Origin of the sequence: Streptomyces sp. NPDC056144, assembly GCF_042264145.1 — a bacterium.
Taxonomy (GTDB): Bacteria; Actinomycetota; Actinomycetes; order Streptomycetales; family Streptomycetaceae; genus Streptomyces.
The window spans coordinates 43406-63600 of sequence record NZ_JBHJVF010000011.1; the positions used below are offsets into that span (position 1 = coordinate 43406).

Consider the following 20195-nt stretch of genomic DNA (forward strand, 5'->3'; position numbering starts at 1 on the left):
CGCCTCATGCCGAGTTCAACGGGTCAGGATCGGCCGGGGTCACGCGCGGAAGCGGGGCAACTTGCCACGGGCGTGTGCGGGGCGCGCGTCGGGGTGCCCGTGACTCCGACCGGGTGGGGTGTTGACAGTGTTCCGCGCGGCACGGGCCGGGCCCGCGGGGCGGCTGCCTAGCCTGCCCCGATGTCGAAGATCCGATTTTGGACGACGGCCGGATCCCTCCTCGCGGTCGTGACGTTGACGTCGTGGACGACGGGGAGCGCGGTCGCCGGTACGACGGACACGGCGGCCTCCACGACCGTCGCCGCAACCGTCTCCGCGGCCGTGGCCTCCTCCGCCGACGCCGTACGGGCCGCGGCCGCCGTGCCGGACTACCCCTGCGCGGCCGACCAGTGGCCGTGGGGGTGCGTCGCCGACTGCGAGAGCAGCGGCCGCTGGAACGTCAACACCGGGAACGGCTTCTACGGCGGGCTCCAGTTCTGGCAGCCGACCTGGGTCGAGCACGGCGGCCGGAAGTTCGCCGAGCGCGCCGACCTGGCCACCCGGCCGCAGCAGATCACCACCGCCGAGGAGGTCCTGCGCACCCAGGGCTGGGGCGCGTGGCCCGTCTGCTCGAAGCGGTACGGGCTGAGCGGGCGCGTCCACACCGTGCAGCCGGGGGACTCGCTCGGCACGATCGCGCGCCGGTTCGCGGTGAAGGGCGGCTGGCAGGCGCTGTACGCGGCCAACCGGAGCGTCATCGGGGCCGATCCGAACCGGATCGTGGTCGGGACGATGCTGCGGATCGGTCCGCTCTGAGGGCGCGTACCCGCTCAGGCCGTCGTGAACTCGTACGGTTCCCCGCCGGCCGCGAGCGAGCCGCGCCGGAGCTCGAGGACGATCGTGCCGCGCGGCAGGCCCGGCGGCACGCGCTGCTCGGCCAGGACGACCGCCGCCCCGTCGTCCTCGGCGAGCGCGGCCAGGAGCGCGTACGTCCTCGCCGCGACCGCCGGGGCCATGCCGAGTGACGGCTCGTCGACGAGCACCACGCGCGCGCGTGCCGACGGGGCGGGGGAGAGGAGGGCAGGGGACATCAGGGCGCGGGACAGCGCCAGCATCCGGCGCTCGCCGCCGGAGAGCGTCCCCGCCGGCCGGGACAGGAGCGGGACGAGTTCGGGGTACGGGGGCGGGGCGCCCTCCGGCGCGGTGAGCGCCAGGTTCTCCGCGACCGTCAGCCCCTCGTACACCGCCCGCCGATCCGGTACGAGGCAGAGCCCGCGGCGGGCCCGCTCGTCGGCCGGGAGCCCGGTCACGTCGGCGCCGCGCCACAGCACCCGGCCGGAGGAGAGCCGTACCGTCCCCGCGAGGGCCCGCAGGGCCGTCGTGCGGCCCGCGCCGTTCCGGCCGAGCAGCACGGTCACCGTGGCGGCCGGCACGGGCAGGTCGAGGCCGTGCAGGGCCTCCAGGGGGCCGTAACGGACCCGGGCGGCGCGCAGGGCGATCTCGACGGTCATGACAGGAGCCGGCCGCCTTCCATGGTGTGCACGGTGTGGGCGATCCCGGCGACGAGATCCGGGTCGTGCTCCACGACGAGGACGGTCAGCCCGTCGGCGGCGAGCGCGGAGAGGATCCGCGCCAGCGCGGCGGTCTCGACGGCGTCCAGCCCGGCCGCGGGCTCGTCCAGGAGCAGGGTGTGCGGCCGCCCGGCGAGGGCGCGGGCGAGCTCGACGCGGCGGAGGGTGCCGGTGGGGAGGCCGGCGGCGGGGAGGTGGCGGACGGGGCCGTCGAGGGCGAGGAGGCGGAGGCACTGCTCGACGGCGGTGGGGTCGTCGTCGTGGGGGGACCGGCGGCTCCGGTTGCTCCGTTGGCTCCGGTCCGCGCCGAGGCGGACGTTCTCCTCGACCGAGAGCGACGGGAAGACGGCCAGCCGCTGGAAGGTCCGGGCGATCCCGAGACGGGACCTCGCGTGGGCCGGGAGGGCGGTGATGTCGACGCCGTCCAGCGTCACGCTGCCTTGGCCCCCGCGGGGCCGGAGCGTGCCGGCGAGACAGTCGAAGAGCGTGCTCTTCCCGGCGCCGTTCGGGCCGACGAGGGCGGTGACGCGGGAGGGGGCGAGGGCGAGGGTGACGTGGGAGAGGGCGGTGACGCCGCCGGGGTAGGTGAGCGTGAGGTCATGGAGGCGGAGCCTTGGGGGGTCACTCGTGCGGGTGGCAGTTGGGCCCGGTGCGGGTTCCCCTGCGGGGGGCTGGGCGGCGTTGGCGGGCGGGCCGCCGTGGGGGTGCGTCCGGCCTTCGGTCGGACTTGGTTTCCCGCCCGCAGCGCCCGTGCGGGCCGGTGGGTCGGATGCGGGTTCCCCTGCGGGGGGCTCGGCGCCGTCGGCGGCCGGCGGGACGTGGTGGCTACGGCCTGCGGCCGTGTCACGGCTGCCTGCCGGAGCTGCCTGCGGGGGGTTTCGCGTGAGGAAGTGGGGGAGCAGGGTCGTCAGTGGGGGGCAGCGGCCTGTTTGGGTGGCCAGGAGGCCTGTCAGGGCTGCTGCCGTGCCTGCTTGGGGGCCCGCGTCCAGGGTGGCCAGGAGGGTGGCCGCCAGGAGGGGGGTCAGGAGGTGGTCCGCGCCCAGGACCAGGACCGCCGCGAACCACAGCAGGCCCTGGACCGGGTCGTACGCCTCCGGGTCGAAGGCCCGGCCGCCCAGGCTCAGCAGCGCGCCTCCCAGGGCCGCCAGGGCCGCGCCCAGGGTGAAGGCCAGGAGCTTCAGGGCCGGGGCGGGGACGCCCGCCGCCTCCGCGCCCGGCTCGTGGTCCCGCAGGGCCGCCAGCGCGCGGCCCGTGCGGCCCCTGCGCAGCGCGGCCACCAGGGCCAGGCAGCCCGCCAGGACCGCCAGCTCCAGGGCGTAGAACGCGCGGTCGTCCGCGAACGCCGCCGGGCGTTCCACCGACAGGCCCGCCGTCGCGTACGGCTGGGTCAGGACGAAGCGGCTCACGGCCACCCCCGTCGCGAGGGTGGCCAGGGCCAGCGCCAGGCCGTGGCGGCGGATCGCCGGCCAGGCCGTCAGGACGCCCACCACCGCCACCAGCGGGACCGCGAGGGCCGTCGCCGCCAGGACCGGGACGCCGTTCGTCGCCAGCAGCGCCGTCAGCAGCGCCCCCAGGCCCGCGTACGCCGCCTGGCCCAGGGCGATCTGGCCTCCTCTGCCGGTCACCACCACCAGGGAGAGGAGGACGACGGCCAGCGCCGGGATCCGGAGCGTCGTGTGCAGGTCCTCGCCCGCCAGGGCCAGGGGGAGGAGGAGCAGAAGAGTGACGAGCGCCCAGACCGCCGGTCGTCCCTCGCGTGGGCGTGTCGGCGGCGGCAGCGCGTCCCTTCCCTTTCCGCCCACCCCCGGCAGCGCGAGCGCCGCCACGAGCAGCGCCACCACGAACAGGTTCGCCGCCACCGCCCGTACCAGCGGCTCCGCCCAGCCGCCCGGGTGCAGGCGGGTCAGCTGGGCCTGGGCCACGCCCAGCGCCACCGCCGCCACCACCGCGACCGTCAGCGACCGCATGCGGGCGATGACCGCCACCGCGATCACCTCCACCACGAGGAGCGGCATCCCGTACGGGTCGAGCCGGACGTAGGGCGCCAGGAGCACGCCCGTCAGCCCCGCCGCGAACGAGCCGAACGCCCATCCCGCCGCCGCCACCCGGTCCGCCCGCACCCCCGACAGGACGGCCAGCGGGCGGTTGTCCACCACCGCCCGCAGCTCCCGTCCGAACCGCGTCCAGCGCGTCACCGCCGTCACCAGGCACGCGAGCGCCACCACCGCCCCCAGCTGCGCCCACGGGTCGTCCCCGAGCAGGACCGGCGCGTCGTCCCGTGCCCCCGGGCCCCAGACGAGCGTCGCTCCGCCGACGAGCAGGACGAACACGCCGGTCGAGGCCACCAGTGTTTGCGCCGGGTTCGAGCCGAGGAGCGCGAGCGGGCGGAAGACTCCCCGGTCCAGGGCCAGGCCGATCCCGGGCGCCACCAGGAGGAGGGTGGCCAGGGCGCCGAGCGGCAGGGGCCAGCCCCACTCGACCACCAGCTGCCGCAGGACGTACGCGCAGACCATCGCCACCGCGCCGTGCGCCAGGTTCAGCACCCCTGTCGCCCGGTACGTGACGATCAGGCCGATGCCGGTCAGCGCGGCCGCGCTGCCGATCGCCAGGCCCGCCAGCGTCAGCTCGTACGTCAGGGAGGCCACGGTTCACACACCGGGCAGGGGGACAGGGACGTGTGCGGCGGGTCCTCGACCTCTCTCGCCTCCGGTTTGCCCACGATCAGGGGGCAGTCCGGGCGGTGGGCCAGCGTTCCGCCGGGGAGGTGGAGCGGCGGCGCGGTGGAGGAGGGCGGAGGTGCGCCCGTCCGCTCCTCCGGCGGGAGCTGCTCCGGGGGCTGCTCCGGGGCCGGCGGGGGTACGGGGAGGGTGAGCGCCGCCGCCACCAGCACCGCGCCCGCCACCAGCAGCGCCGCCCCCGGCACCACGCAGGACGCCAGGTACGGCAGCTGGCGTTCGACGTACCGTTCGCCCGAGATCCCGTACCAGCCCAGCACGCACAGCACGAGGCCCGCGGCGGCCGCGACGGCGCCGGACCGGAGGAGCAGGCGGATGCGGGATGTCGGCATGGAGGTCTCCTTCGCCCCCTTCCTTGCACTATGGCCCGTTCCGTCCCACCCTGGAAGCATCAGGCCGAACGGCCCGGTGGGACACCCGGTGGTGAGCCAGATGGTTCTGACACGACTCGGCGGACGCTCCCGGCTCGCGGCCCTCGCGGCCGCCGCCGTGCTGGCCCTCGCGCCCGCCGTCGCGGGCTGCTCCGACGACAACGGCACAGGCCAGGCGGACACCGGCAACGAGGTCGCGTCGAACCCGCCGCCCGGGATGACGGCCCAGCCCCCGGACGGGGACGAACCCGACGACCCCGACGCCGCCAAGGCCGAGATCACCAAGAACTGGACGGCCTTCTTCGACCCGAAGACCCCGACCTCCGAGCGGGTGAAGCTCCTGGAGAACGGCCCGGAGATGGAGGAGGTCCTCACCGCCTTCGCCGGGAACGAGAACGCGGCCAAGACCTCGGCCGAGGTCACCGAGGTCGACTTCACCTCCGACAAGGACGCCGACGTCACCTACGACCTGCTCGTCAACGGCGCACCCGCGCTGCCCGACTCCGAAGGGACCTCCGTCCTCCAGAACGACACCTGGAAGGTCTCCGTCAAGACCCTCTGCGGCCTGGTCGAGCTGAGCGGTGTCACCGTTCAGGGCTGCTGAGACGGTCGCGGCGCTCCTCCTGGCCGCGCTGCTCGCCCTCCTCGCGGCGTGCGGCAGCCGGCTCCCGGAGAGCGCCTTCGAGACGCGGCCCACCGCCACCCCCTCCGGCGGTGAGCCGCTCCGCGTCGGGATCATCACCAGCGCCACCAGCCCGGTCGGCGGCAGGACGTTCACGGGGACGCGCGACGGGGCCCGCGCCTGGTTCGACGCCCTGAACGCCCGCGGCGGGCTCGACGGACGCCGGATCGAGGTCGAGACCTGCGACGACGGCGGCAGCGGCGTCGGCAACAACGCGTGCGTCCACCGGCTCCTCGACGAGCGCCGGGTCTTCGCCCTGGTCGCCACCACCGCACTGAACTACGCGGGCGCGCCCCTCGTCGCCGGGGCCGGGGTCCCCGACATCGGGGGCCAGCCCCTCACCCCCGCGTACGACACCTATCCGCACCTCTACGGGATCTACGGCAGCGCGGCCCCGCGCACCGGTGCCGCGCCCGGCTGGAACGGCACGCTGTACGGCGGGACCGAGGTGTACCGGTACTTCGCCCGCGAGCAGGGCGCGCGGACCGCCGCCGTCGTCTCGTACAACCAGGCGGCCTCCGCCGCGTACGCCCGGCTCGTCGCGGACGGGCTGCGCGCCGAGGGGTACCGCGTCGTCGACGAGCAGGTCGACTTCGCCCTGCCGAACTTCCGCGCGGTCGCCGCCGACCTGCGGGACCGGCACGTCGACCTGCTCTTCGACGCGATGGACAGCCACGGGAACGCGCGGCTGTGCGAGGCGATGGAGGCGCTCGGCGTACGGGTCGACGCCAAGGTCACCAACGTGCAGAACTGGTCCTCCTCCGTCGCCCGCGACTACGCCCGCGCCCCCGGCTGCCTGCGCGCGCTGTGGGTGACCGGGTCCAGCCGCAACCACCAGGACACCGCCCACCCGGCCGTCCGGGAGTTCCGGGAGGGCATGGCCCGTGCGGGTCAACGGGAGCTCTCCCAGTGGCAGTTGGAGGGCTGGGCGGCGGCGATGTGGTTCACCGACGCGGCCCGCTCCTGCCTGGGCGAGGGGGAGCTCACCCGGGCCTGCGTCGAACGGTTCCTCGACCGGCCGGAGCCGTACACCGCCCGCGGCCTGCTGCTTCCCGTGCGCTTCGAGCACCTCGCCAGGCCGCCGGAGACCCGGCACACCTGTCTGTCCGTGGCCCGGTGGGTGGACGGGCGGGGCTGGGTGGCGCAGGGCGAGATGACCGAGAACTGCGCGACGGTGCCCCAGCTCGGCTATCGGCCGTGAACTGCCCTCCCTGTCACGGCAGTACAGTCGGCGCGACCGGGCTGACCGACCGACAGCCCGGGGGACCCGCAGGCCGAGAGACCGAGATTCCGAGAGACCGATAGACCGACTGACCGACTGACCGGGGGGAACCGGCAGCACGATGCGTATTTCCTTTCTGCTCCACAACGCCTACCACTACGGCGGCACGATCAGGTCCACCTTCACGCTCGCCGAGGCGCTGGCCGCGCGTCACGAGGTGGAGATCGTCTCGGTGTTCCGCCACCGCGACCGCCCGGTCCTCGGGCTCCCCGCGGGAGTGACGATCCGCCACCTGGTCGACCTGCGCCGGGACAGTCCCGGCTACGACGGCGACCACCCCGCATTCCACCGCCCCGCCGAGGTCTTCCCACGCGGCGACGGCCGCTGGAAGCAGTACAGCGCGCTGACCGACGCGCGGATCGGCGAGCACCTGGGCGGGGTCGAGGCGGACGTCCTCGTCGCCACCCGGCCGGGGCTGAACGTGCACCTCGCCCGGCAGGCCCGGCGGGGGCCGGTCCTCGTCGGGCAGGAACACCTGATCCTGGACGGCCACAGCTTCCGGCTGCGGCGGGACATCGGCCACGAGTACGGACTCCTCGACGCGGTCACCACCGTCACCGAGGCCGACGCCCGCGCCTACCGGAAGCTCCGGCTGCCCGGCGTACGGATCGAGTCCGTGCCCAACAGCGTCCCCGCGTCCGGGCTCCCGCCGGCCGACCCGGCGGCCCGGACCGTCGTCGCGGCCGGGCGGCTGACCAGGGTCAAGCGGTACGACGTGCTGATCGACGCCTTCGCGGAGATCGCGGCCGACCACCGCGACTGGCGGCTGCGGATCTACGGCAGCGGGGACGCCGTCCAGGACCTCAGGGGCGCGCTCGCCCGGCAGATCGAGGAGCGGGGCCTCGGCGAGCAGGTCTTCCTCATGGGGACCGTCTCCCGGATGGAACCGGAGTGGGTGAAGGGCTCGATCGCCGCGGTGACCTCGCAGCGGGAGTCCTTCGGCATGACGATCGTGGAGGCGATGCGCTGCGGGCTGCCGGTGGTCTCCACCGACTGCCCGCACGGGCCGCGCGAGATCATCGAGGACGGGGTCGACGGGCGGCTCGTGCCGGTCGACGACGTGGCCGCGGTCGCGGGGGCGCTGCGCGGGCTCGTCGAGGACGAGGAGCTGCGCGCGAAGGCGGCGCGGGCGGCGCTCGCCGCGTCGGAACGCTTCGACCCCGCGCGGACGGCGCTCCGGCACGAGGAGCTCTGGGCGGACCTGGTCGCGCGGGGCGCGGGCGGCAGGACCCACCCGCCGGTACGGGTGCGGTGGCACCGGACGGTGGGGCGGGTCGTCGACGCGGTGTACGGCCTGAAGGCGCGGGTGGGGCGGGCGGTGCGCGCCGTGCGGACCTGACGGATTCGGCGGCGCCGGGCCGGTTCTCCGGTACGGGTATGGTGCCGCCCTCACCGCCCTCACCGCCCTCACCGCCCTCAGGGTCCCGGTGGCGGGCTCGTGACGCGCATCCGCTCGTACGCGGCGAACTCCGGGTGGTGCAGGTCGAAGGCGGGGGACTCGGAGCGGATCCGCGGCACCGCGTCGAAGTTGTGCCGGGGCGGCGGGCAGGAGGTCGCCCACTCCAGGGACCTCCCGAAGCCCCACGGGTCGTCGGTCTCGACCTTCTCCCCGTACCGCCACGTCCGCCACACGTTGTAGAGGAACGGCAGCGTCGAGGTGCCGAGGAGGAAGGCGCCGATCGTCGACGCCGTGTTGAGCGCGGTGAACCCGTCGGCGTCCAGGTAGTCGGCGTACCGCCGGGGCATGCCCTCCGCGCCCAGCCAGTGCTGGACGAGGAAGGTCAGGTGGAAGCCGACGAAGAGCGTCCAGAAGTGGACCTTCCCGAGCCGTTCGTCGAGCATCCGCCCGGTGAACTTCGGCCACCAGAAGGAGAAGCCGGCGAAGGTCGCGAAGACGACCGTGCCGAAGACCGTGTAGTGGAAGTGGGCGACGACGAAGTACGAGTCGGTGACGTGGAAGTCCAGCGGCGGCGACGCGAGGATCACCCCGGTCAGACCGCCGAAGAGGAACGAGACCAGGAAACCGACCGACCACAGCATGGGCGTCTCGAAGGAGAGCGAGCCGCGCAGCATCGTCCCCGTCCAGTTGAAGAACTTCACCCCGGTCGGGACCGCGATGAGGAACGAGAGCATCGAGAAGAACGGCAGCAGCACCGCGCCCGTCGCGAACATGTGGTGCGCCCACACGACCACCGACAGGCCGGTGATCGCCATCGTCGCCGCGACCAGCGTCGTGTACCCGAAGAGCGGTTTGCGCGCGAAGACCGGGATGATCTCGCTGACGATCCCGAAGAACGGCAGCGCGATGATGTACACCTCGGGGTGGCCGAAGAACCAGAAGAGGTGCTGCCACAGCAGCGCCCCGCCGTTCCCCGCCTCGAAGACCACCGAGCCGAGCCGCCGGTCCGCCTCCAGGACCAGCAGCGCCGCCGCGAGGACCGGGAAGGCCACGATCACCAGGACCGCGGTGAAGAGGACGTTCCAGGTGAAGATCGGCATCCGGAACATGGTCATGCCCGGCGCCCGCATGCCGATGATGGTGACCATGAAGTTGACCGAGGTGAGGATCGTGCCGAAGCCGGAGAGCGCGAGGCCCATGATCCACAGGTCGACGCCGAAGCCGGGCGAGCGCTCCAGGCTGTTGAGCGGGGCGTAGGCGGTCCAGCCGAAGGCGGCGGGCCCGTCGGGGGTGAGGAGCGAGCCGACCACCATCAGGCCGCCGAAGAGGAACAGCCAGTACGAGAACATGTTGAGCCGCGGGAAGGCGACGTCGGGCGCGCCGATCTGGAGCGGCACGAGCTCGTTGGCGAAGCCGGCGAAGGTCGGGGTGGCGAAGAGCAGCAGCATGATCGTGCCGTGCAGGGTGAAGGCCTGGTTGAAGGTGTTGTTCGAGACGAGCTGGAGGCCCGGTCTGGCCAGCTCGGCGCGCATGAGCATCGCCATGAGCCCGGCGATCAGGAAGAAGACGAACGAGGTGGCCAGATAGAGGTGGCCGATCTTCTTGTGGTCGGTCGTGGTGACCCAGTCGATCAGCAGTCGGCCGTGCCGCTGCCGGGCCGACTCGACGGTCGCGGCCGCTGTCCCGGTGTCCATCCCTGCCTCCGCCCCGCCCCACGCTCGCCGGGCGTCCGGACATGATGCGCGCGGGCGGGCCGGTGCGGGCGGGAGGCGGATCGGGCCGCTGCTCCGATCGGCGCACAGTTCCCGGCGGAGCGGGGGTAAGCATTCCGTAAGGGAAGCGTGGGGGAGCCGCACGGGCGCGCGGGGGCAATTCGCCGGGAGTGGTGAAGAGCGGGCGAATTCCCTCGTCCGGGAGGTCTTCGTGCGAACCGCCGGAAGCGTCGTGGAATTACCGGAGAATCGGCCGGAATCTGTCCCTTCGAGTGACCATGGGCGTGTCAAACATATGTCGAGAACTTGTGACACAAGCGTGACCGCCGAGGGACTAACGTGAGGTTCATGTCACCCACATCGCGCACTCCCGAACCGCACCGCGACGCTCCCGAGTCCTATGTGGGCCTCGACGCGGAGGGCGCCGCCCAGCTCGCCAGGACGCGGGGCTGGACGGTCGTCAGGTCCCTGCCACCCGGCACGTTCGTCACCATGGAGTACCTGGAGGGGCGCATCAACTTCGAGGTCGAGGACGGCACGGTCACCCGCGCCTGGCTCGGCTGAGGAGCCCTGCCCGCGGAGGCCGTGCACGCGAAGAGCCCCGGTCGTCCTCGACCGGGGCTCTTCGCGTGTCGCAAGGGGGGGATCAGCCGCGCGTCGCGGTGGCGCGTCCGCGCGCCACTCCCACGGGCTCCCGGGCGGGCTCCCTGGCCGGCTGCTCCTCGGCGGAGGCCGGCCGCGGCGGGAAGAATCCGGGGCGCGGGCCGCCGGAGGCCACGGGCAGCGAGGGCACCAGGCGGCGGCGGTCGCGGATCCGGTCCCGCATCCGGTCGCGCTGGGCGAGGATCCAGTCCTCCGCCACGGCGAGGGCGGGCTCGCACCAGGGCAGCGCCAGGAGCACCAGGAGTCCGGCGACCCAGCCGAGCAGGATGTCGCTCAGCCAGTGGGTGCCGAGGTAGACGGTGGTGAGGCCGACGCCGAGCGCGACGACGGCCGAGAGGGCCGACAGGTAGCGCCTGGCCCGCGGGGTGGTCGCCAGGTAGGCGAGGATGCCCCAGGTCACGACCGCGTTGGCGGTGTGGCCCGAGGGGAATATGTCGCCGCCGGCGAAGAGCTCGGCCGAGCCGACCTGGGTCGCGTAGTGGGGGCCGGCCCGGCCGAGGCCGAGCTTGACCGCACCCACCGAGACGTTCAGCAGCAGCAGCGCGGCGCCGAGGCACAGCAGGGGCCGCAGGGTGTGCTGGCGCCAGGAGCGCCAGCCCAGCCACGCGGCCACCATGACGGCCGTGGGGCCGCGCTGACCGAGGACGACGTAGTAGTCGAGGAAGCCGTGGATCCCGGGCCACTGCTCGTACGGCCGGAAGAGCATGATCTTCCAGTCGAGGGTCACGATCCAGGTCGAGAGCAGGACCGCGACGACGATGGCGAGATAGAACGCCAGCGTCCCGCCGAAGAGGGCGAGACGCGTGCGGGTCATCCGCGGGACCTCTATCTTCGGCGGTTCCGGCTCCCGGTCCAGCCGGGCAAAGATGTCGGTACGCACCCAATCGACGTTACAGGGAGTGAGAAGCCGCCCCGGTCGATCCGGCGTCTTCGTGATGACCATGTGATGTGGAGTGGGTCTCAGTCGTCGGGCCATTCCGGGCGACCGTCGGGAAATCCGATGACCTTCAGCCCTATTGTCGAAGCGCTTTCTTCGGAAGAGTGTTTGAACGCACTTGAATTGTCTTACGCGGGCGTCCGTGCGGAATTCCATGCGACGCGCGGGTGGGGCCGAGTGGCGTACGCCACACGGGACGGCCCGCCGGGGTGAGAGCTGCACCACGCGCTCGGCGCGGGAACTCGCGTACGCTGACGGCTCACTCGCCCGTCGATGTCGGGGTGCCACGGGGACATAAGCCCTGGTCGGCGCCTGCCGAGCGCGAGAGCTTCACTGGAGGTACGTACATGTCGCGGACGATCACGGCCCGAGCACGTTCCCGTGCCGCCGACGGCGGAGCCAACCGCTGGGTCGTCCTCGTCGTCCTCTGCGTCAGCCTCCTCCTGGTCGCCCTCGACGCGACCATCCTCCACGTCGCCGTCCCCTCGCTCACCGAGGACCTGCGGCCCAGCTCCACCCAGCTGCTCTGGATCGTCGACGCCTACCCCCTGGTCTGCGCCTCGCTCCTGATCCTCTTCGGCACGCTCGGCGACCGCGTCGGCCGACGGCGGGTCCTCCTCCTCGGCTACGTGCTCTTCGGCGTCGCCTCCGCCGTCGCCGCCCTCGCGACCGACCCGGGCGTCCTCATCGGCGCCCGCGCCCTCCTGGGCGTCGGCGGCGCGATGATCATGCCCGCGACGCTCTCCATCATCCGCGCCGTCTTCCCCGACCGCGCGGAACGCGCCACGGCGATCGGCGTCTGGACCGCGACCGCCGCGATCGGCGCCGCCACCGGACCCGTCCTCGGCGGCTTCCTCGTCGAGAACTACTGGTGGGGCTCCGTCTTCCTCATCAACATCCCGCTGATGGCGCTCATCCTGCCGCTCGGCCGCAGGCTCCTGCCCGAGTCCAAGGGCAGCGCCGACGGCCCGTGGGACGTGCTCGGCGCGCTGATGGCCGCCGCCGGAGTCCTCCTCTGCGTCCTCGGGGTCAAGCACATCGGGGCCGGCGGCTCCCCCCTCGCGCTCGCGAGCGCGGGACCCCTGCTCATCGGCGCCACGTTCCTCGTGCTCTTCGTCCGACGGCAGAAGCGGCGGCCGCACCCGCTCATCGACGTGCGGCTCTTCTCCCGGGCGGCCTTCACCACCTCGGTCGGCTGCATCGTCATCGGCATGCTGGCCCTGGTCGGCCTGGAGCTCATCGCCGTCCAGTACCTCCAGCTCGTCCTCGGCCTCAGCCCCCTGGAGACCGGCCTCCGGCTCCTGCCGCTCACCTTCGCCGCCATGGCGGCCGGCGCCACCGGCTCGTACACCCTCCGCAGGATCGGGCCGCGCCGGATGGTCGGCTGGGGCTTCACGCTCACCGCCGCCGCCGTGCTGCTGCTCACCCTCATGGGACAGCACGACCGGCCCGTGCTCCTCACCGTCGGCTTCGTGCTGCTCGGCTTCGGCCTGCAGACCACACTCTTCTCGGCGTACGAGTCGATGCTCAGCGAGGCGCCGCAGGAGAGCGCGGGCGGCGCGGCGGCGATCGGCGAGACCTCGTACCAGCTCGGCGCCGGCATGGGCATCGCGCTGCTCGGCAGCGTCATGAACGCGGCGTACGCCCCCGGGCTCGCCTCGGTCCCGGGCGTGCCGACGAGCGCGAGCGACGCCGCGTCGAACTCCCTCGGCGAGGCCTATCAGGTGGCCGAGCACCTCGGCGGCGCGGCGGGCGACGCCCTGCACCAGGCGGCCCGGCACGCCTTCGTGCACGGTCTGCACGTCACGCTCTGCGTGAGCGCCGTGCTGCTGCTGGTGGGCGCGGTGATGGCGCGGCGACTGCCGCGGGTGATGGAGTGCCCGGCGGTGGAGACCGACGCGAAGGTGGCCGACGCGGTGGCCGGTGCGACGGTGACCGACGCGAAGGTGACCGGCGCGGTGGCCGGTGAGGTCCGTGCGTCCGACGAGGTCGCCGGGGCGATCGCTTCGGGCGGGGTCGCTGCGGCGGACGTGGCTGCCGGGTCCGCGGTGCCGCCGCGGGTGCCCGCGACCCGGGAAGCCGTCGAGCCCGCCGGCTCGGGACGCCCGGGGCACTGACCCGATTCCTCGGGTGGTGCCCGGCGGGCGGGAGGCCGACGGACCCGCTCAGCTCTGGTTGAAGAAACCGTCCTGTCGGCCGCGGCGGCTCTCTCCGCCGACGATCTGGGTGTCCGCGGGGGTGAGCAGGAAGACCCGCGTCGCCACGCGCTCGATCGAGCCGCGCAGACCGAAGGCGAGACCGGCGGCGAAGTCGACGACCCGCTTGGCGTCGTCCGGCTCCATCGCGGTCAGGTTCACGATCACCGGCACGCCCTCACGGAAGAGCTCGCCGATGCCCCGGGCGTCCCGGAAGCCGTCGGGGGAGACGGTGGCGATCCGACGGCCGTGTTCCTGGGCGGTGTCCGTGGCCACCCGGACCCGGGGGTCCGTCACCCACGGCTCGCCGGCGGTCTCGGGCCCGTCGGCGTACTCGTCGTCGTAGTAACGCTCGTCGTTGTCCTCGACGAGTCCCAGCCAGGCGCTCGCCTTGCGCACCGATCCCATGGACGCCTCCTTTCAGCGCGGTCACTTGTGGTTCCGCAATACCTATCGTCCTTCATGATGCGGATCGCGCGCCAAGTGGATAGTCGGCGCGCAGGGGTTTCGTGACGGTACTGGTGCACAACGTGAGGCCCGATTTCTGGCGATACGTCAGGAAACTTGCGGTCTGCGGGGCCTGACGGAGAGGTCCGCAACTTAAAATATGAAAGTCGGGCCAGAAGGGTGATGCTGGGCGCGTACGGGTGAACGAAACGGCTCGCTACGATGCCGTTCGCGCCGCACGGCGGCGCCGCGCACGGCTCACGGGGGGCACTTCATGTTCGGCATCGTCAGACCCTGCACGCACCGGCTCACGGAGGGCCTGAAGACCGCGTGGATGGCCCACCTCTGCGGCCTCTGCCTGGCACTTCGCGCCGACCACGGCCAGTTCGCCCGGGTCGTCACCAACTACGACGGGCTCATCGTCTCGGTCCTGACGGAGGCTCAGACCGGTGTGACCGAGGCCGGACGGCGCACGGCGGGACCCTGCGCGCTGCGCGCCCTGCGGACCGCGCCCGTCGCCCGGGGCGAAGGCGCCCGCCTCGCCGCCGCCGTCTCCCTCGTCCTCGCGTCGGCGAAGGTACGGGACCACGTCGCCGACCGGGACGGCCTGTTGGCCCGCAAGCCGGTCGCGGCCGCGGCCCGCCGGGTCGCCCGCTCCTGGGACAGGGCCGGGGCACGGACCGGCGCCGCGCTCGGCTTCGACACCGCCGTCCTCGTCGACGCCGTCGACCGCCAGGCCGGCATCGAGTCCCTCGCCGGAATCGGTACGCCCCTGCTCACGGTCACCGAGCCGACCGAGACCGCGACCGCCGCCGCCTTCGCGCACACCGCCGTCCTCGCCGGACGCCCGGCCAACGCGGCGCCGCTCGCCGAGGCCGGCCGGCTCTTCGGCCGCCTCGCCCATCTCCTCGACGCCGTCGAGGACCAGGCCGCCGACGCGGCGGCGGGCGCCTGGAACCCGCTCACCGCGACCGGCACCGCCCGCGAGGAGGCCCGCAGGCTCGCCGACGACGCGCTCCACGGCATCCGTCTCGCGCTGAAGGACGCCGAGTTCGCCGACGGCCGGCTCGTCCACGTCCTCCTCGCCCACGAACTCCGCACCTCGGTCGACCGCGCCTTCGGCACGACGAGCTGCGCGCACGGGACCCAGGCCTCGTGGCAGGGGCAGGGCCCGGTGCCGGGGAACCCGTACGCGACCCCCGGCGGCCCCGGTGGTCCCGGCGCGCCGCTCCCGCCCGAGCCGCCCAACCGGCGCGGTCTGATCGCCGGATGCGCCCTCTGGGTCGGCCTGGCCTGCACCTGCCAGATGTGCTGCGGCTCGTTCGAGGACCCCTGGAGCGGTCAGCGGCGCGACGGGCTGTGCCAGCAGTGCGACCCCGGCAGCTGCTGCGACTGCTGTGACTGCTGCAGCAACTGTTCCTCCTGCTGCGAGGGGGACGGCTGCTGCGGCGACTGCGGCTGCGACTGCAGCTGCTGACACCCCGTCGGGGAACCCGTACCCCGGCGCCGAACCCCCGGCCCCGCCCCCGTACCCGGTGCCGCTACTTCGTCGGCGCCGGGATCTCCGGCGGGGAGATCTGCGACTTCTCGATGCCCGAGGCCGTCACCCCCCACTTCTTCAGGATCCGGTCGTACGTCCCGTCGGCCTTCAGGCCGTTCACCGCCGCCTGGAAGGCGGGCGCGAGCGAGGTGCCCTTCTTGAAGGCGAAGCCCACGTCGAGTCGCCGGTACTCGTTGAGGAACTTGATGCCCTTCTGCTGCGTCACCGCGTACCGCACGCCGTTGATCGTGTTCATCACGACATCGGCGCGGCCCTGCTGGAGCGCCATCCAGACCGCGCCCGGCTCGCTGAAGACGTTCACCTCGTACGGCTGCTTCCCGGCCTCCGCGCACCGGCCCTTGTTCTGCTCCAGGGTCCGTTCGAAGGTGGTGCCCGCGCCCGTCGCGACCTTCAGGCCGCACAGCTGGGTCAGGTCGGTGACGGCCTTCAGCGAGGAGTCGGCACGGGCGGCGAAGCCCTGGCCGTCGTTGACGTACGTGACGAAGTCGAGGGTCTTGCGCCGCTCCTCGGTCACGCCGAAGTTGCCGGTGCCGACGTCGTACTTGCCGCTGCCGAGCGCGGGCAGGATCGCCTCGAAGCCGGCCACCTCGCGCTTCGCCTCCAGGCCGAGCGCCTTCGCGACGGCGTCCCCGAAGTCGACGTCCACTCCGGTCAGTGTCTTGCCGTCGGGCAGATAGGCCGAGCTGGGCGGGGCCCCCGCGGCGGAGGCGATCGTGAAGGAGCCGCGCTGCCGCACGTCGGCGGGGAGCAGCTTCGCCGCGGCCTCGTTCTTCTTCACGGCCGACACGACGTCCTCGGTGGGGAGCGTGCCCTTCGCCGCGCCGGACGCGCTCGCCCCGCCCGGGGCCGCGGCTCCGGCCGGCTTCGTCGCCGGCTCGCCTCCGGCGCAGGCGGTGAGGGTGAGCGCGGCGGTGGTGATGAGCGCGAAGGCGAGGGTGGTGCGGGTGGTGCCGGAGATCGTGCGTGTGCTCATGGTTTCGGGTTCTCCAGGAGTTTCTCGAACGGCAGCGGGCCGATCGACTCGGGGTCGACGGACACGTCGAAGAGCGGCCGGTAGCCGGTCGCCAGGTAGAGGCCCTTGGCCTCGGGCTGGCGCGGCCCGGTCGTCAGGTAGATGCGGGAGTAGCCGCGGGCGGCGGCCTCCCGTTCGAGCACGGTGAGGACGCGGCGGGCGAGCCCGCGCCGCCGGTGGGCCGAGTGGGTCCAGATCCGCTTGAGTTCGGCGGTGCGCTCGTCGTACCGGCGGTAGGCGCCGCCCGCCACCGGCCGGCCCTGCTCCAGGAGGAGCAGGAAGGCGCCGTGGGGAGGGGCGAACTCCTCGGACGGGTAGCGGTTCAGGTCCTCGGCGGTGCCGTACCGGGTCGTGTACTCGTGTGCCAGCTCGTCGAGGAGCGGGCGGGCCAGGGGGTCGGTGGTCGTGGTCCGGTGCACGGACAACGTGGAGGTCATGACAGCCCTTCAGGAAGGAAGAGGGCAGGGCAAGGCAGGGCAAGGCAGGGAAAGGCGGGTCAGGCAGGGCAAGGCGAGGGGAGGGGTGAGCTCAGCGCTCGGCGACCCGTGAGGGGTACGCGTGTGAAGGCACCGCGGTGGACAGGCGCGGTCAGGGCCCGAAGGGCCGGGGAAAAGCCGGGGAAAAGCCGTGGAGAGGCGGGACCGGTCAGACGTGACCGGGGCAGCGCAGGGGTCGGCTCAACAGGAAGAGGACCACACGCGACCGAAGTCGATGTGGGAGCGCGTGACCAGCTGCTGCGGATGCATGGCCCCAGTGGAACAGGCATCCGATCCCACGTCAACCACGATGAGACGCACGACTCACACTCTGGACACCCTTGACAGAGGCCGGTGTTGACCGCATAGCCTCGAAGGGCGGATCGGGCTGAGGGGCCCGGATCCGCGGCTCAGCTCAGTGCGCGTGAAGGCGCATCCCGTGTTCGATCCGTCGTCTTCCGGCATCCACGGAGCCTTCGCATGTCCGCGACCACCCTCGTCGAAACCGCCTCCCCGGCCCCGCCCGTCGAACCGCCGCCCCGTGTCGTCCCCGCCCGCCGCGCGGGTCAGTGGGCCGCCGCCGGCGTCGTCCTCGTCCTCCTCGTGCTCGGCCTCGTCTCCGTCGTCCGCAACAAGGCCTTCCAGTGGGACGTCGTCGCCGAGTACTTCACCTCCGCGTCCGTCCTGCGCGGCCTCGGCCTCACCCTGTGGCTGACCGCCGTCGTCATGGCCCTCGGCTTCGTCCTCGGCACCCTGCTCGCGGTCCTCCGCATGTCCGCCAACCCCGTTCTGCGCGCGGTCAGTTGGGGATACGTGTGGTTCTTCCGCTCCACCCCGATCCTGGTCCAGCTGCTCTTCTGGTTCAACGTCGGCGCGCTCTACCCGACCATCCTCGGCGTCCACACGGTCAACCTCCTCGGCCCGGTCTCCGTCGCCGTCATCGGACTCACCCTCCACGAGGCCGCGTACGCCGCCGAGGTCGTCCGCGGCGGCATCCTCTCCGTCGACCGCGGCCAGATCGAGGCCGCCCACTCCCTCGGCCTCGGCCGGTGGCGCCGGTTCGGCCGGATCGTGCTGCCGCAGGCGATGCGCGCGATCGTCCCGCCCGCCGGGAACATGCTGATCGGCACCCTCAAGGGCACCTCCATCGTCTCCGTCATCGCCGTGCAGGACCTGCTCTACTCGACGCAGCTCATCTACCACCGCACGTACGAGGTCATCCCGCTGCTCCTCGTCGCCACCCTCTGGTACGTCGCCGTGACCTCAGTCCTCAGCCTCGGACAGCACTACGTCGAGCGGTACTACGCCCGCGGGGCGGGGGGCGCGCGATGAGCGGACCCGAAGCGGTCACCCCCTCGGTCGTCATCGTCGGAGCCGGGCCGCGCGGCACCGGATTCCTCGAACGGCTCGCCGCCAACCTGCCCGAGCTGTACGGGGACCAGCCCCTCGACCTCCACCTCGTCGACCCCTACCCGCCCGGCCCCGGCCGGATCTGGCGCACCGCGCAGTCCCCGCTGCTCTGGATGAACTCCCAGGCCGAGGACGTCACCATGTTCACCGACGAGACCGTCCGCCTCGAAGGACCCGTGCGCCCGGGCCCCACCCTCGCCGACTGGGCGGGCATCGAGGGCCGCAGCTTCCCCAGTCGCCCCCGGCAGGGCGCCTACCTCCGCTGGGTGTACGAGCGGGCCCTCGCCGCCCTGCCCGCCTCCGTCACCGTCCACGAGCACCGCACCAGCGCGCTCCGCGTCGGCGGCCCCCGCGACGGACGCCAGCGGGTCTGGCTGGAGCGGGGCGTCGAGCCGCTCGACGCCGACGTCGTCGTCCTCACCGTCGGCCACCTCGGCGCCGAACCCGACCCGGAGCAGCGGGAACTCACCGCCTTCGCCGCCCGTCACCGGCTCCTCCACCTCCCGCCCGACTTCACCGCCGACACCGACCTCTCCGCCCTGCCCGCCGGCGAGCCCGTCCTCGTCCGCGGCTTCGGCCTCGCCTTCGTCGACCTGACGGTGCTGCTCACCGAGGGCCGCGGCGGGCGGTACGAGGGGGAGGGCGACGACCTCGTCTACGTACCCTCGGGGCGGGAGCCGGTGCTGTACGTCGGATCGCGGCGCGGCGTCCCGTACCACTCCAAGATCGGGTACGTCCTCGACGGCGAACGGCCCCCGCTGCCCCGGTTCTTCGGGCCCGAGCAGACCGACGGGATCCTCGCGGCGGCCGGGGACGGGCCGGTCGACGTGCGCCGCGACCTGTGGCCGCACATCCGCAAGGAGCTCGCCTGGGCCCACTACCACCGGCTCTTCGCCGCCCACCCCGAGCGGACCTCCCTCCCGTGGGACGTCTTCGAGAAGGCGTACGCGCAGGCCGCGCCGGACGGCCCCGAGATCGGCGCGCTCGTCGCCGACGCCGTACCCGACCCCGCCGACCGGATCGACCTCGACGCGCTCGACCACCCCCTCGACGGGATCCGCTACGGCTCCGCCGAGGAGCTCCAGGACGGGCTGCGCGGCTACATCACCGAGGACCTGACCCGCCGCCACGACCCCGCCCACAGCCCCGACGCCGCCGTCTTCGGCGCGCTCCTCTCCGTCTACGGGCAGCTCGCGCGGCTCGGCGACCGCGTCGACCCCGGCGGCTGGTGGCACGGCTTCTTCAGCTACCTCGCCTCCGGGCCGCCCGGACCCCGGCTGCACCAGCTCCTCGCGCTCTCCCGCGCCGGGATCGTCCGCTTCCTCGGCCCCCGGGTCACCGTCGAGGCCGACGAGACGCGCGGTGTCTTCCGGGCCGCGTCCGCCGCCGTACCGGGGGAGTGGACCGAGGCCCGCGCCCTCGTCGAGGCCCGGCTCCCCGACGCCACCGTCGAGCACACCGACAGTCCGCTGCTGCGCGCGCTCCACGAGGACGGGGCCCTGGCCACCGCCAGCGGGCTCCTCGTCGTCGACCCCGCCGACGGCCGGGTCGTCGAACGCGAGGAGGGCCCGCACCCGCGCCGCTTCGCGCTCGGCCCGCACACCACCGCCCGGGCCGGCGCGGCCTTCACCCGGCCCCGTACCGGCGGACTCGCCTTCGGCCAGAACGACTCCGCCGCGCGGGCTGCGCTCTCCTTCCTCCGGGAGGGGGCCTGTCGCCTCCCCGTCCCCCTGAGCGCCTGACCCGAGCGCCCTCCTGCCCGA

At 73.4% G+C, this 20195-nt stretch carries 17 protein-coding genes; 9 read left to right on the top strand and 8 right to left on the bottom strand.

Annotated features, from left to right (window positions below; genetic code table 11):
• The first annotated feature begins 180 nt into the window (after positions 1-180).
• Positions 181-795, top strand: a complete 615-nt coding sequence (locus tag ACFC0Z_RS27540; protein ID WP_376443254.1) for a transglycosylase family protein — start codon at positions 181-183, stop codon at positions 793-795.
• A 14-nt stretch (positions 796-809) separates the two neighbouring features.
• On the opposite strand, the gene ACFC0Z_RS27545 is transcribed toward ACFC0Z_RS27540, so the two are convergent.
• From ACFC0Z_RS27545 to ACFC0Z_RS27555, 3 genes are read right to left on the bottom strand one after another with little or no spacing between them, the layout of a single operon-like run.
• Entirely contained in the window at positions 810-1490 is a 681-nt protein-coding gene (locus ACFC0Z_RS27545; protein WP_376443257.1) for an ATP-binding cassette domain-containing protein, read from the bottom strand.
• Positions 1487-4195, bottom strand: coding sequence for an ATP-binding cassette domain-containing protein (locus tag ACFC0Z_RS27550; RefSeq protein ID WP_376443260.1), 2709 nt, complete (start codon positions 4193-4195; stop codon positions 1487-1489). The genes ACFC0Z_RS27545 and ACFC0Z_RS27550 overlap by 4 nt, the downstream gene beginning before the upstream one ends.
• The gene (locus tag ACFC0Z_RS27555) at positions 4183-4617 is read right to left on the bottom strand and encodes a hypothetical protein (protein WP_376443262.1); all 435 of its coding nucleotides are present in this window, start codon (positions 4615-4617) and stop codon (positions 4183-4185) included. Before ACFC0Z_RS27555 ends, ACFC0Z_RS27550 begins: the two co-directional genes overlap by 13 nt.
• Positions 4618-4717: 100 nt before the next feature.
• Here ACFC0Z_RS27555 and ACFC0Z_RS27560 point away from each other — a divergent pair, with 100 nt between their 5' ends.
• The 3 genes from ACFC0Z_RS27560 (at position 4718) to ACFC0Z_RS27570 (ending at position 7959) form a co-directional block, all read left to right on the top strand.
• The gene (locus ACFC0Z_RS27560) at positions 4718-5260 is read left to right on the top strand and encodes a hypothetical protein (protein ID WP_376443265.1); all 543 of its coding nucleotides are present in this window, start codon (positions 4718-4720) and stop codon (positions 5258-5260) included.
• Positions 5238-6539, top strand: a complete 1302-nt coding sequence (locus ACFC0Z_RS27565) for an ABC transporter substrate-binding protein (RefSeq protein WP_376443268.1) — start codon at positions 5238-5240, stop codon at positions 6537-6539. The genes ACFC0Z_RS27560 and ACFC0Z_RS27565 overlap by 23 nt, the downstream gene beginning before the upstream one ends.
• A 142-nt stretch (positions 6540-6681) precedes the next feature.
• Complete coding sequence (locus tag ACFC0Z_RS27570) at positions 6682-7959, top strand: glycosyltransferase (RefSeq protein WP_376443271.1); 1278 nt, start codon at positions 6682-6684, stop codon at positions 7957-7959.
• Positions 7960-8036: 77 nt separating this feature from the next.
• Here the strand turns inward: ACFC0Z_RS27570 and ctaD are convergent, their stop codons facing one another.
• Positions 8037-9713 carry a cytochrome c oxidase subunit I gene (gene ctaD, locus ACFC0Z_RS27575; RefSeq protein WP_376443273.1) on the bottom strand — a complete coding sequence of 559 codons (1677 nt, stop codon included), beginning with the start codon at positions 9711-9713 and terminating at the stop codon, positions 8037-8039.
• 366 nt (positions 9714-10079) lie between these two features.
• On the opposite strand from ctaD, the gene ACFC0Z_RS27580 reads away from it, so the two are divergent.
• Positions 10080-10295 carry an I78 family peptidase inhibitor gene (locus tag ACFC0Z_RS27580; RefSeq protein ID WP_376443275.1) on the top strand — a complete coding sequence of 72 codons (216 nt, stop codon included), beginning with the start codon at positions 10080-10082 and terminating at the stop codon, positions 10293-10295.
• 82 nt (positions 10296-10377) lie between these two features.
• Here ACFC0Z_RS27580 and ACFC0Z_RS27585 read toward each other — a convergent pair whose 3' ends face one another.
• Positions 10378-11274 (bottom strand): phosphatase PAP2 family protein, encoded by an 897-nt coding sequence (locus ACFC0Z_RS27585; RefSeq protein WP_376443277.1) that lies wholly within the window; start codon positions 11272-11274, stop codon positions 10378-10380.
• Positions 11275-11678: 404 nt separating this feature from the next.
• Between ACFC0Z_RS27585 and ACFC0Z_RS27590 the strand changes: the two genes are divergently transcribed.
• Entirely contained in the window at positions 11679-13448 is a 1770-nt protein-coding gene (locus ACFC0Z_RS27590; RefSeq protein WP_376443280.1) for an MFS transporter, read from the top strand.
• 48 nt (positions 13449-13496) lie between these two features.
• Here ACFC0Z_RS27590 and ACFC0Z_RS27595 read toward each other — a convergent pair whose 3' ends face one another.
• Positions 13497-13934: a cell division protein SepF gene (locus ACFC0Z_RS27595; protein ID WP_376443283.1), complete on the bottom strand. Its 438-nt coding sequence runs from the start codon at positions 13932-13934 to the stop codon at positions 13497-13499.
• Between the two features lie 313 nt (positions 13935-14247).
• Here ACFC0Z_RS27595 and ACFC0Z_RS27600 point away from each other — a divergent pair, with 313 nt between their 5' ends.
• A complete protein-coding gene (locus ACFC0Z_RS27600; protein ID WP_376443286.1) occupies positions 14248-15450 on the top strand; it encodes a DUF5685 family protein in 1203 nt (400 codons plus the stop codon).
• Between the two features lie 64 nt (positions 15451-15514).
• Here ACFC0Z_RS27600 and ACFC0Z_RS27605 read toward each other — a convergent pair whose 3' ends face one another.
• Positions 15515-16507 carry an ABC transporter substrate-binding protein gene (locus tag ACFC0Z_RS27605; RefSeq protein WP_376443288.1) on the bottom strand — a complete coding sequence of 331 codons (993 nt, stop codon included), beginning with the start codon at positions 16505-16507 and terminating at the stop codon, positions 15515-15517.
• Positions 16504-16983, bottom strand: a complete 480-nt coding sequence (locus tag ACFC0Z_RS27610) for a GNAT family N-acetyltransferase (protein ID WP_376443291.1) — start codon at positions 16981-16983, stop codon at positions 16504-16506. The genes ACFC0Z_RS27605 and ACFC0Z_RS27610 overlap by 4 nt, the downstream gene beginning before the upstream one ends.
• A 519-nt stretch (positions 16984-17502) precedes the next feature.
• On the opposite strand from ACFC0Z_RS27610, the gene ACFC0Z_RS27615 reads away from it, so the two are divergent.
• Positions 17503-18354, top strand: a complete 852-nt coding sequence (locus tag ACFC0Z_RS27615; RefSeq protein ID WP_376443294.1) for an amino acid ABC transporter permease — start codon at positions 17503-17505, stop codon at positions 18352-18354.
• Positions 18351-20174 (top strand): FAD/NAD(P)-binding protein, encoded by a 1824-nt coding sequence (locus ACFC0Z_RS27620; protein WP_376443297.1) that lies wholly within the window; start codon positions 18351-18353, stop codon positions 20172-20174. The genes ACFC0Z_RS27615 and ACFC0Z_RS27620 overlap by 4 nt, the downstream gene beginning before the upstream one ends.
• Positions 20175-20195 lie beyond the last annotated feature (21 nt).

Bases quoted from the DNA above. Each gene is read 5' to 3' on its own strand.
- ACFC0Z_RS27540 (WP_376443254.1), top strand. From the start codon at position 181: ATGTCGAAGATCCGATTTTGGACGACGGCCGGATCCCTCCTCGCGGTC.
- ACFC0Z_RS27545 (WP_376443257.1), bottom strand. From the start codon at position 1,490: ATGACCGTCGAGATCGCCCTGCGCGCCGCCCGGGTCCGTTACGGCCCC.
- ACFC0Z_RS27555 (WP_376443262.1), bottom strand. From the start codon at position 4,617: ATGCCGACATCCCGCATCCGCCTGCTCCTCCGGTCCGGCGCCGTCGCG.
- ACFC0Z_RS27560 (WP_376443265.1), top strand. From the start codon at position 4,718: ATGGTTCTGACACGACTCGGCGGACGCTCCCGGCTCGCGGCCCTCGCG.
- ACFC0Z_RS27570 (WP_376443271.1), top strand. From the start codon at position 6,682: ATGCGTATTTCCTTTCTGCTCCACAACGCCTACCACTACGGCGGCACG.
- ctaD (WP_376443273.1), bottom strand. From the start codon at position 9,713: ATGGACACCGGGACAGCGGCCGCGACCGTCGAGTCGGCCCGGCAGCGG.
- ACFC0Z_RS27580 (WP_376443275.1), top strand. From the start codon at position 10,080: ATGTCACCCACATCGCGCACTCCCGAACCGCACCGCGACGCTCCCGAG.
- ACFC0Z_RS27590 (WP_376443280.1), top strand. From the start codon at position 11,679: ATGTCGCGGACGATCACGGCCCGAGCACGTTCCCGTGCCGCCGACGGC.
- ACFC0Z_RS27595 (WP_376443283.1), bottom strand. From the start codon at position 13,934: ATGGGATCGGTGCGCAAGGCGAGCGCCTGGCTGGGACTCGTCGAGGAC.
- ACFC0Z_RS27600 (WP_376443286.1), top strand. From the start codon at position 14,248: ATGTTCGGCATCGTCAGACCCTGCACGCACCGGCTCACGGAGGGCCTG.
- ACFC0Z_RS27605 (WP_376443288.1), bottom strand. From the start codon at position 16,507: ATGAGCACACGCACGATCTCCGGCACCACCCGCACCACCCTCGCCTTC.
- ACFC0Z_RS27610 (WP_376443291.1), bottom strand. From the start codon at position 16,983: ATGACCTCCACGTTGTCCGTGCACCGGACCACGACCACCGACCCCCTG.
- ACFC0Z_RS27615 (WP_376443294.1), top strand. From the start codon at position 17,503: ATGTCCGCGACCACCCTCGTCGAAACCGCCTCCCCGGCCCCGCCCGTC.
- ACFC0Z_RS27620 (WP_376443297.1), top strand. From the start codon at position 18,351: ATGAGCGGACCCGAAGCGGTCACCCCCTCGGTCGTCATCGTCGGAGCC.